11 protein-coding genes are annotated in these 10,380 nt (G+C 64.7%); 9 read left to right on the forward strand and 2 right to left on the reverse strand.

Going from position 1 to position 10,380, the window contains the following annotated elements; translation table 11 throughout:
- The first annotated feature begins 185 nt into the window (after positions 1-185).
- From AC1DJT_RS29150 to AC1DJT_RS29160, 3 genes are all read left to right on the forward strand, one after another.
- The gene (locus AC1DJT_RS29150) at positions 186-377 is read left to right on the forward strand and encodes a DUF2065 domain-containing protein (RefSeq protein WP_043237452.1); all 192 of its coding nucleotides are present in this window, start codon (positions 186-188) and stop codon (positions 375-377) included.
- A 125-nt stretch (positions 378-502) separates the two neighbouring features.
- Positions 503-2,026: a Do family serine endopeptidase gene (locus tag AC1DJT_RS29155; protein ID WP_476835412.1), complete on the forward strand. Its 1,524-nt coding sequence runs from the start codon at positions 503-505 to the stop codon at positions 2,024-2,026.
- 153 nt (positions 2,027-2,179) lie between these two features.
- Positions 2,180-2,515, forward strand: coding sequence for a DHCW motif cupin fold protein (locus tag AC1DJT_RS29160; protein ID WP_441489260.1), 336 nt, complete (start codon positions 2,180-2,182; stop codon positions 2,513-2,515).
- A 141-nt stretch (positions 2,516-2,656) separates the two neighbouring features.
- Here AC1DJT_RS29160 and serB read toward each other — a convergent pair whose 3' ends face one another.
- Positions 2,657-3,544 carry a phosphoserine phosphatase SerB gene (gene serB, locus AC1DJT_RS29165; RefSeq protein WP_441508451.1) on the reverse strand — a complete coding sequence of 296 codons (888 nt, stop codon included), beginning with the start codon at positions 3,542-3,544 and terminating at the stop codon, positions 2,657-2,659.
- A gap of 18 nt (positions 3,545-3,562) precedes the next feature.
- On the opposite strand from serB, the gene miaA reads away from it, so the two are divergent.
- Positions 3,563-4,483 carry a tRNA (adenosine(37)-N6)-dimethylallyltransferase MiaA gene (miaA, locus tag AC1DJT_RS29170; protein WP_476835413.1) on the forward strand — a complete coding sequence of 307 codons (921 nt, stop codon included), beginning with the start codon at positions 3,563-3,565 and terminating at the stop codon, positions 4,481-4,483.
- 2 nt (positions 4,484-4,485) lie between these two features.
- On the opposite strand, the gene AC1DJT_RS29175 is transcribed toward miaA, so the two are convergent.
- Positions 4,486-5,946 carry a GGDEF domain-containing protein gene (locus tag AC1DJT_RS29175; protein WP_476835414.1) on the reverse strand — a complete coding sequence of 487 codons (1,461 nt, stop codon included), beginning with the start codon at positions 5,944-5,946 and terminating at the stop codon, positions 4,486-4,488.
- A gap of 318 nt (positions 5,947-6,264) precedes the next feature.
- Here AC1DJT_RS29175 and AC1DJT_RS29180 point away from each other — a divergent pair, with 318 nt between their 5' ends.
- Genes AC1DJT_RS29180 through AC1DJT_RS29200 form a run of 5 tightly spaced genes read left to right on the forward strand, consistent with a single transcriptional unit; the run spans position 6,265 to position 10,257 of the window.
- Positions 6,265-8,025 carry an acetolactate synthase 3 large subunit gene (locus AC1DJT_RS29180; RefSeq protein WP_069879871.1) on the forward strand — a complete coding sequence of 587 codons (1,761 nt, stop codon included), beginning with the start codon at positions 6,265-6,267 and terminating at the stop codon, positions 8,023-8,025.
- 30 nt (positions 8,026-8,055) lie between these two features.
- Positions 8,056-8,763, forward strand: a complete 708-nt coding sequence (locus AC1DJT_RS29185) for an aspartate/glutamate racemase family protein (protein ID WP_476769030.1) — start codon at positions 8,056-8,058, stop codon at positions 8,761-8,763.
- On the forward strand, positions 8,760-9,449 hold the full coding sequence (locus tag AC1DJT_RS29190) for a glutathione S-transferase family protein (RefSeq protein WP_476835415.1): 690 nt from the start codon (positions 8,760-8,762) through the stop codon (positions 9,447-9,449). The genes AC1DJT_RS29185 and AC1DJT_RS29190 overlap by 4 nt, the downstream gene beginning before the upstream one ends.
- Positions 9,450-9,483: 34 nt before the next feature.
- Positions 9,484-10,026 carry an acetolactate synthase small subunit gene (gene ilvN, locus AC1DJT_RS29195; protein WP_069879874.1) on the forward strand — a complete coding sequence of 181 codons (543 nt, stop codon included), beginning with the start codon at positions 9,484-9,486 and terminating at the stop codon, positions 10,024-10,026.
- Between the two features lie 9 nt (positions 10,027-10,035).
- The gene (locus AC1DJT_RS29200) at positions 10,036-10,257 is read left to right on the forward strand and encodes a hypothetical protein (protein WP_441508446.1); all 222 of its coding nucleotides are present in this window, start codon (positions 10,036-10,038) and stop codon (positions 10,255-10,257) included.
- Positions 10,258-10,380: the final 123 nt, after the last annotated feature.

Consider the following 10,380-nt stretch of genomic DNA (forward strand, 5'->3'; position numbering starts at 1 on the left):
ATGCAGGCCTATGAGGCGAGCAATGCAGGCCTATGAGGCGAGCATCAAGCCGGGGGACACGCGGATGCTGCTTTCGCCGGATTCGCCGTTCTTCCGCTACTTCAACGACCCTACGGGACGTCCCCAGAGCTCGGCTGCAACGCCGGCCCCGGCGGCCAATCCCTGATCGATAGCGAGCGTCGCGTATGCTGGATTTCATCGCGGCGCTCGGCCTCGTCTTCGCCATCGAAGGCATCTTGTTCGCAGCGATTCCAAATCTGGCGAAGGATGCCTTGCGCAGCGCAGCGGAGACGCCAGCAGACCGAATGCGGCTGATCGGTATCGGTTCAGCCGTGTTCGGGGTACTCCTCGTCTGGCTCGTACGCATCGGGGTGTAGAAGCGGCGGTCGGAATGCCTGGTGACGTGATTGTGTGTCGCCCTTCCGCCGCAATTTGAGGTTCAATCTCTAGGCCAACATCCTGGCCGCACGATCGGCCTGCTTCTTCACGAGGACCCTGATTGATGGCACTGAAAATCGTTTCCGCTTCCGGGCTTGCGCGGGCCGCGCTCGTGGCCGGCGTCGCGGCGCTGCCGATGCTGGCGACGCCTGTGATCGCCCAGCCGCCGACGGGAGTGTCGCCGCTGGTCCAGGGGCAGATTTCGCTCGCCGACCTGGCCGAGCGGGTGATGCCGGCGGTGGTCAATATCTCGGCTGTCACGACGAGCGACACGCGCAGCCGCAACCTGCCGCAACTGCCGCAGCTCGGCCCCGATACGCCCTTCGGCGATCTGTTCGAGGAGTTCTTCAACCGCCGCGGTCAGGGCCAGCAGGGCCAGGGCCAGGGCCAGCCGCCGCAGCAGCGACGGTCGCAATCGGCCGGCTCGGGCTTCGTGATCGATTCCTCCGGCATCGTCGTCACCAACAACCACGTCATCGGTGACGCCAACGAAATCACGGTGATCTTCAACAGTGGCCTGCGCCTGAAGGCGGAGATCATCGGCAAGGACACCAAGGTCGATCTCGCGGTGCTGCGCGTGAAGCACGACAAGCCGCTCGATGCCGTCAAGTTCGGGGATTCCGACAAGATGCGGATCGGCGACCCTGTCATGGCGATCGGCAATCCGTTCGGCCTCGGCAGCTCCGTGTCGTCGGGCATCGTCTCGGCCCGCAACCGCGATATCCAGCAGGGCCCCTACGACACCTATATCCAGACCGAYGCGGCSATCAACMRSGGCAATTCCGGCGGCCCGCTGTTCAACATGGCCGGTGAAGTCATTGGCATCAACACCGCGATCCTGTCGCCGACCGGCGGCTCCGTCGGCATCGGCTTTGCCGTTCCCTCGTCGCTGGCGGTCAATGTCGTCGATCAGCTCCGTGAGTTCGGCGAGACCCGCCGCGGCTGGCTCGGCGTCCGTATCCAGAGCGTCGACGACGCCACGGCCGAGGCGCTCGGTCTCGGCACGGCGCGCGGCGCGCTCGTTGCCGGCATCGATGACAAGGGCCCGGCCAAGCCGGCGGGGCTTGAAGTGGGCGATGTCATCGTCAAGTTCGACGGTAAGGAAGTGAAGGATTCGCGCGATCTGCCGCGGATTGTCGCCGGTACGGCGGTCGGCAAGGATGCGCCGATCACGGTGGTCCGCAAGGGCAAGGAAGTCGTCAAGACGGTCAAGCTCGGCCGGCTCGAGGATGGCGAGAAGGTCCAGCAGGCCTCTGCCAAGCCGAATGCCGAACCGGCCAAGCCCGCCGTGACCACGGCCTTGGGTCTGGAACTCTCGCAGCAGACGGACGAGCTCAGGAAGCGCTACTCCATCAAGGACGGCACCAAGGGCGTTGTGATCACCAAGGTCGATCCCAACTCCAATGCCGCGGACAAGCGCATCTCGATCGGTGAACTGATCGTCGAGGTTGGCCAGGAGGCGGTGAACTCGCCCGAGGACGTGACCAAGCGCCTGGATGCGCTGAAGAAGGAGGGCAAGAAGTCGGCTCTGCTTCTGGTCGCGAACGGGCAGGGTGAGGTTCGTTTCGTCGCGGTCACGATGAACTGACCAAGCTGGTCTTGGACAGGATCAAGGGCGGCCCTCGTGGCCGCCCTTTTCATTTCTCCGGATTGCGATCGGGCCGATGAGCAATTTGCATTGGTTGCGCTCCGTTCGGTGTGCGATCAGGGCGACGAGCAGCGGAGTGGATATGCGATGCGGATGAGCGAGATTCCTTTCGGAACGGTCGACTGGAGTTCAGTGGAGCCGGTGCGTCACCCAGGCGAGAAGGGCGAGGCGATCTGGCGCACGCGTTTCTTCGGACCGGCGGAAAATGCGATCAGGGTTCGCATGGTCGAGTACTCCGCGGGCTACGTCTCGGATCACTGGTGCTCGAAGGGGCATGTCCTGCTCTGCCTCGAGGGCGAATTGGAGACCGTGCTGGAAGACGGTCGCGCTTTCACGCTCCGGCCTGGCATGAGCTATCAGGTCGCCGATCAGGCCGAGGCGCATCGCTCACAGGCGCCCAGGGGCGCAAAGCTGTTCATCGTCGACTAAAGCATCGGCCCGAAAAGTGGATTGCGGTTTTCGGGAAAGCCGATGCAAACACAAGGATCATCGGCCGAAGGGCGGATTGCGGGGCGATGCAGACACCGAAGCCTGGCTTATCGGGCGGGATTCGCGATCCGGTGCGATAATTCAGGCTTGGATGATCTCGTCGCCGCGATAGCCCTGAGCGTAGAGCAGCGCCGTCAGATCCGCGTGGTCGAGCCGGGCATCTGCCGCAGCCGCAACCGCCGGCTTCGCTCTGAAGGCGACGCCAAGCCCGGCCTCGCCGAGCATCGCGAGATCGTTGGCACCGTCGCCGACCGCCAATGTCGCGGCTCTTGAAAGGCTGCGCTGCTCGCGCAGTTCGACAAGCGAGTCCAGCTTGGCCTGTTTGCCGAGGATCGGGGCYTCGACTTCGCCGGTCAGGACGCCGTTTGCGACAAGGAGCGTGTTGGAACGATCTTCGTCGAAGCCGATGGTCGCGCCGAGCGGGCCCGTGAACACGGTGAAGCCACCCGAGACCAGCGCCGTATAGGCTCCGTTGGCGCGCATGGTGCGCACCAGTTGCCGGCCTCCGGGCGTCAGCGTGATGCGCTCGCGGATGATCTCGTCCACGACCGATGCCGGGACGCCCTTCAGCAGCGCCACGCGCTCGCGCAGCGCCGGTTCAAAGGCAATCTCGCCGCGCATGGCGCGTTCGGTGATGCTTGCGACCTTGTCCTTGAGCCCGACATAGGCGGCGAGTTCGTCGATGCATTCCTGACCGATCATGGTCGAATCCATGTCGGCGAGGAACAGCGCCTTACGGCGTGTCGCCGCCGGCTGGACAATGATATCGACCGCGGTTCCGTCGAGCGCYGCCCGAATGTCGGCTTCGAGCTTGCGTGCGTCCGCCCCATCCGCGAAGAGGTCTGCTGCGACCTCGTCATCCAGGCGGGCTTGCCGGGTTACGCCGGATACGGCATTGGCGAGACGCGTCAGCAGGGCGTCGCTCAGCAGCGCCTGGCCGTGAGCGGAAACAAGTGTCGCGACGAGCATGAGAAGGACCGATTGAGCGTGGCGTACAGGGCGGTGCTCATCGCAGGTCCTACGGCGAGCGGCAAGTCCGCGCTGGCGATCGAGATCGCGCGCCGCTTTGGCGGAACCGTCGTCAATGCGGATTCGATGCAGGTCTATGCCGATCTGCGGATCATCACCGCGCGRCCGACGATCGACGACGAGGCGATGGTTCCTCACCGTCTCTATGGCCATGTCGACGGCGCCGTGAACCATTCGGCGATGCGCTATGTCGCTGATGTCAGCGCGCTCCTCGACGAGCTGGCGGGCAACGGGTCGCTTCCGGTGCTGGTCGGCGGGACGGGGCTCTACTTCAAGGCGCTGACCGAGGGCCTTTCGGAAATCCCGCCGGTGCCCGAGGCAGTTCGCTCGGCCTTTCGTGCCCATGCCGAGGCGCGCGAGACGGCTGCGCTCCATGTCGAACTTCAACGCTGCGATCCCGTCATGGCCGAGCGGCTGCGTCCGAGCGACCGCATGCGGATCATGAGAGCGCTGGAAGTCTTTGCCGCGACCGGGCGGTCGCTGGCAAGTTTTCAGGGCGCACGCAAGCCAGGCCCGCTGGACGGGGKAGCGCTGCTCCAGCTTTTCGTCTCGCCCGAACGCGATCTGGTGCGTGCCCGCATCGATCGACGCTTCGAGCAGATGATGGGGGAGGGCGCCCTCGAAGAGGTTACAGCGCTACGGGCGCGCGGGCTCGATCCCCTGCTGCCGGTCATGCGCGCGCATGGCGTGCCCGGCCTGATCGCCCATCTCGACGGGGCGCTCAGCCTCAAGGAAGCCATTGCCAGGGGGCAGGCCGACACGCGTGCCTATGCGAAGCGCCAGGTCACGTGGTTCCGTCACCAGATGGCGGGCTGGCATGCTGTAGCCCCCGAGGCCGCTCTCGGCTTTGCGCTGCGCGAGCTGGAGACACGGGCCTGAGATCAGGCGGCTTCGGCGACGTCTGCCCCCGCGAAGCGGATGCAGTCGCGGCCTTCGTGCTTGGCGCGGTACAAGGCGCTGTCGGCGCGCGCAAAGAACTCCGCGAAGCTCTCCGCACTCTCGCGGGTCGCCACCCCGAGGCTCGCAGTGACACGCAGGGACATCGTCTCGGAGGTCGGCAGTTCGCGCATCGTCAGCGCATCCTGGATACGATGGGCGATGCGCATCGCGGCCGCGGAGCCGGTGCGTGGCAGGAAGACGGCGAACTCCTCACCGCCGAAACGCCCCACCAGATCGCGCTCGGGCCTGACCAGGCCAAGCAGGAGATCGGCGAAGGCCCTGATCACGGCATCGCCGGCGACATGGCCATGCGTGTCGTTGACGCTCTTGAAGTGGTCGATGTCGACGATGATCAGGGACGCATCGTCACCGTCCGTTTCGCACGCGAGGATCTCGCGATTGGCCTTCTCGATGAAGGAGCGCCGGTTCAGGAGTGCGGTCAGCGGATCTGTCTCGGCAAGGCGGCGCAGTTCCTGCTCGCGTTCCTCGCGCTGGCCGATCTCATGCGACAGCGCCCGTCGGGTCGCACGCTCCCGGCCGATCTCGAGCGCCAGCGTTGCGGCCCGGCTCTGCAGCGTCAGGTTCGCGATCATCAGCTCGGAGATGTCGGTGAGCGTGATCACCAGCCCGTCGCCGAGCGGCGCCAGTGCGAGCTGGAGCCAGATCTCACGGCCATTCACCGTAAAGCTGGATTCGAAGATGTCGTTGCGGCGCAGCTCGATGGCATAGAGGCAGCGGCGCCAGATCATGGCGTCAGAGAGGAAGGGCAGGCTCGTGCGGGCGTCCGTGTCGAGCAGGTTCTCGTCGGGATGGCCCGCCATCAGTGCCGCGCGGCGATTGGCGGTGATGATGATCGTGCGCTCGATATTGCCGTCATCGTCGCGTACGGCCCGCAATGCGACAATGCCGCTGGGCGAGGTCTCCAGAACCGTGGTCAGCAGTTCCTCGCGGAATTGCAGCGGCMGGCTGAAGACGACAAGGAAGCGATCGCCATTTGTGCCGGTGGTCGGCWGGACCAGTCGCTCCCACAGGCACACCCGGACGGTCTTGAGGGAGCGATGCACCGTATACATCGGCTTGCCGTGCGTCAGGGCCTGATCATAGCATTGGATCGTGAACCGGGCGACCTGAGGGGTCATCTGCGAGATGCGTTCGCTCTGCCGGCTGCCGCCGACATAGCGTGTGATTTCGCGGCCGTAATGCTCATAGCGATAGTCGCCGTCTCCGGTCGGGACACACACCATGAGGTCGTCGCCGAAGCGGGGCATGAGGTCCTTGAGCAGCGCCTCGTAGGAGACGCCGCCTGCGCCAGGGGCATGCAGGGCAAAGCGCTGCAGAAGTTCGGCCACTTCCGGCGCATGGGCGCGTTCGACGATATTTTCGGTGTGCACTTCCTGATACATGGCGGCCCCGTTTCGCGCGCAAGGACCTTAGCAAGGCCGTTCTTGAAAAAGTGTTCCCTTTCGTCATGGGATTTTCGGAACTGAGGGCCATGAGTTTTTGCAGCTTGACCATGCCAAACCGGTCGTCTAGCGTGCCGCAATTATCGCAAAGGATGTCGGGCGCGATGCGCAAGCTTATTCTCGTACGGGTGCGCTGGTAGGGGGCGGTTGAACAAACCGCTTGGCCCCTGACGCCAGCGCACGCCCAGGCCCCTCCGAGGGCCTTTTTTATTGCCCGATTTTCCCTGAACTGACCCGAAGACCCCCGAGGAGAGCGACATGAGCGAGATGATGACCGGCGCGGAAATGGTCGTCCGTGCGCTTCAGGATCAAGGCGTCGAACATCTGTTCGGCTACCCCGGCGGCGCCGTGCTGCCGATCTATGACGCGCTCTTCCTCCAGGACAAGGTGAAGCACATTCTGGTCCGGCACGAGCAGGGTGCCGTCCATTCAGCGGAGGGGTATGCGCGCTCCTCGGGCAAGGTTGGCTGCGTCCTGGTGACCTCCGGCCCCGGCGCGACCAACGCCGTCACCGGGTTGACCGACGCGCTGCTCGACTCGATCCCGGTTGTCGTCATCACCGGGCAGGTCCCGACGCATCTGATCGGCTCCGACGCCTTCCAGGAATGCGATACGGTCGGCATCACGCGTTCCTGCACCAAGCATAATTATCTCGTGAAGAGCATCGCGGATCTGCCGCGCATCCTGCACGAGGCTTTCTATGTCGCCGCCAACGGCCGTCCCGGGCCGGTCGTCGTCGACATTCCGAAGGACATCCAGTTCGCCAAGGGCGAGTACACCCGCCCGCGCGACAACCAGCACAAGACCTACCGTCCGACGGTCAAGGGGGACCTGAACAAGATCAGGGCCGCAGTCGAACTGATGGCCAAGGCGAAGCGCCCGATCTTCTACACTGGCGGCGGCGTCATCAATTCCGGCACGCACGCCTCGGCGCTGCTGCGCGAACTGGCGCGGCTGACCGGCTATCCCGTCACCTCGACACTGATGGGGCTGGGCGCTTTCCCGGCGGCCGACAAGCAGTGGCTCGGCATGCTGGGCATGCACGGCACCTACGAAGCCAATCTTGCGATGCATGACTGCGACGTCATGATCAATATCGGCGCACGCTTCGACGACCGCATCACCGGTCGGCTCGACGCCTTCTCGCCACGCTCGAAGAAGATCCATGTCGATATCGACCCGTCCTCGATCAACAAGAACGTCAAGATCGACATCGGCATCGTCGGTGATTGCGCCCATGTCCTGGAGGACATGGTCCGGATCTGGCGCGAGACGAGCCCGCAGGTCGACAAGGAGGCCTTGAAGGGCTGGTGGGAGCAGATCAGCGGCTGGCGCGCGCGCAACAGCCTCGGCTACAAGCAGTCCGGTGCGGTCATCAAGCCGCAATACGCGATCGAGCGGCTCTATGAGCTGACCAAGGATCGCGACACCTACATCACCACCGAAGTCGGCCAGCACCAGATGTGGGCGGCGCAGTACTTCCACTTCCAGGAGCCGAACCGCTGGATGACCTCCGGCGGACTCGGCACCATGGGCTACGGCCTGCCGGCGGCAATCGGCGTGCAGATGGCCCATCCGAAGGCGCTGGTCGTCGACATCGCCGGCGAAGCCTCCATCCTGATGAACATGCAGGAGATGTCGACGGCGGTGCAGCACCGGCTGCCGGTCAAGATCTTCATCCTGAACAACGAATATATGGGCATGGTTCGTCAATGGCAGGAACTGCTGCATGGCGGGCGCTATTCGGAGAGCTATTCGGCTTCGTTGCCCGATTTCGTGAAGCTCGCGGAAGCCTATGGCGGCCACGGCATCCGCTGCTCGGATCCGGACCAGCTCGATGATGCGATCCGCGAGATGATCGATACGCCAAAGCCGGTGATCTTCGACTGCCTTGTTGCGAAGGAAGAGAACTGCTTCCCGATGATCCCGTCGGGCAAGGCCCATAACGAGATGATCCTGCCCGATTTCGAGGGAAATACGGGCGATATCATCGATGCCAGGGGCAAGCAGCTTGTCTGACGATCGGCAAGCGGGCGAGGAGGCGCGGGCATGAGCACGATCGGCCTGATCGGCGGCATGAGCTGGGAATCGACTGCGGTTTATTACCGGCTGCTCAATGAGCGGGTGCGCGCCCTTCGGGGCGGGCTGCACTCGGCGGATGTGCTGCTGCATTCGCTCGATTTCGCGCCGATCGCCGAGATGCAGGCGAGCGGGGACTGGGCTGCGGCCGGCCATCTCCTGGCCGACAGCGCCATCCGGCTCGAGCGGGCGGGCGTGAACTGTATCCTGCTGTGCACCAATACCATGCACAAGCTGGCGGACCGGATCACGGCTGCGACTCGCGTGCCGTTCCTGCATCTGGCCGACGTGACCGCGACGGCGATCCGCAAAAGCCCGTCGCGGCGGCCGCTATTGCTGGCGACGCGCTTCACGATGGAACAGGCTTTTTATCGCGAGCGCCTCGCTGCGTTCGGCGTCGAGGCCATGGTTCCCGATGCCGAACAGCGCGACGATGTCCATCGCATCATCTACGAGGAACTCTGCCGTGGTCGGATCGAGCCTGCCTCGAAGGCACGCTATCTCGACATCGTCGCAGCGGCGGTAAAGCAGGGCGCGGACGGGGTGATCCTTGGCTGCACCGAGATCACCCTCCTGGTCTCGCAAGCGGATTTCGACATCCCGGTCTTCGACACGACGGCGCTGCATGTCGAAGCGGCGCTCGATTTCGGCCTGGAAACGGCGAGCCAGGCGGCATGAAGCTCCTGATCGGAAACAAGTGCTACTCGTCCTGGTCGCTGCGGGCCTGGCTCGTGCTGCGCGCCAAGGGCATTGCCTTCGATGAGAAGCTCGTCCTGCTCGACGAGCCTGGCTTCAAGGAGGCGATCTTCGCCGAGGCTCCGGGCAGCGGCGGCACCGTGCCAACGCTGGTCGACGGGGACATTGCGGCGTGGGAGACGCTCGCGATCATGGAATACCTGCATGACAGCTATCCCGATCTCGGGATCTGGCCAAGGGACCGGGCGGCGCGCGCCCATGCCCGTGCCATGTCGAGCGAGATGCATGCTGGCTTCTTCGCGTTGCGCCGGGCCTGTCCGATGAATCTCGGCAAGCGCTTTGCGGCACGCGATCGCGGGGGCGACGTCGCGAAGGATGTCGCCCGTATCACTGCACTCTGGCGCGAGGCTCGCTCCCGCTTCGGCGAGGCGGAGGGAGGGCCCTTCCTCTTCGGCGGCTTCTCGGCAGCCGATGCCATGTATGCGCCCGTCGTCACAAGGCTCGATACCTATTCGATCCCGGTCGACCCGGTCAGTGCGGCCTATATGGCCGCGGTGCTCGACCATCCCTCCTATCGGGATTGGCTGAAGGCCGACCTGGCCGAGCCCTGGATCGTAACCCAGGACGAGGTCGACGAGCCCGCCATCGCCAATCTCCGTCACGTCTAGTTCCGAATTCCGCTTCAGCTCCTGCAGGTGTCCGATGCCGACGTCAGCCACGCATTATCCGAACGCTCCCAAGATCCAGCCGGTCGCCCGCCACACGCTGGCGGTGATCGTCGACAATGAACCGGGCGTTCTCGCCCGCATCGCCGGGCTGTTCTCGGGCCGCGGCTACAATATCGAGAGCCTCACCGTCTCGGAAACCGAGCACGAGAAGCACATCTCGCGCATCACCGTGGTCACGTCGGGCACCGCCAACGTCATCGAGCAAATCAAGGCACATCTCGACCGGCTGGTGCCCGTGCACCGGGTCGTCGACCTGACGCTGCAGGGCGAGGCGCTGGAGCGCGAGCTTGCCTTGGTCAAGGTCGTCGGCAAGGGCGACCATCGGGTCGAGGCAATGCGGCTTGCGGCGGCTTTCGGCGCGCGCACACTCGATGCCTCCCTGACCTCCTTCGTCTTCGAGCTCACGGGCTCGACCGAGGAGATCGAGCGGTTCATCAAGCTGATGACCGTGGTCGGGCTCACCGAAGTCTCGCGCACCGGCATCGCGGCGATGAGCCGTGGCCCTGAGGCGATGTGATCTAGGGCGATGGATGCGGCTTCGCTCAATATGGTGGCGCTTGCGCTCGGGGGGGCCGGGTTCGGCTGCTTCGCCTGGCCGATCATCCAGCGGCTCAATGGCAAGGCGCCGCCGGAAGCTCCCGGCAGCGGCAAGAGCCTGCGTTCGCCGCTGTGGTGGGCGGGCTTCCTGCTGACGATTGCGGCGATCTTCCTGCAGCGCATCGCGAGCCAGCAGGCGGGAGGAGGCTAGCTGTTTGATCCCGGGCTTTGATGGTGCAGTCTTTTCGCGTGAGTGGAAGGAGGCGCTATGGGCCAGGTTCACCATGGGAGCGCCACGACGACAGAGGCGGTTCGTCGAGCGATACAGCATAGT

This window comes from Allobosea sp. 05T422_2, assembly GCF_056396265.1.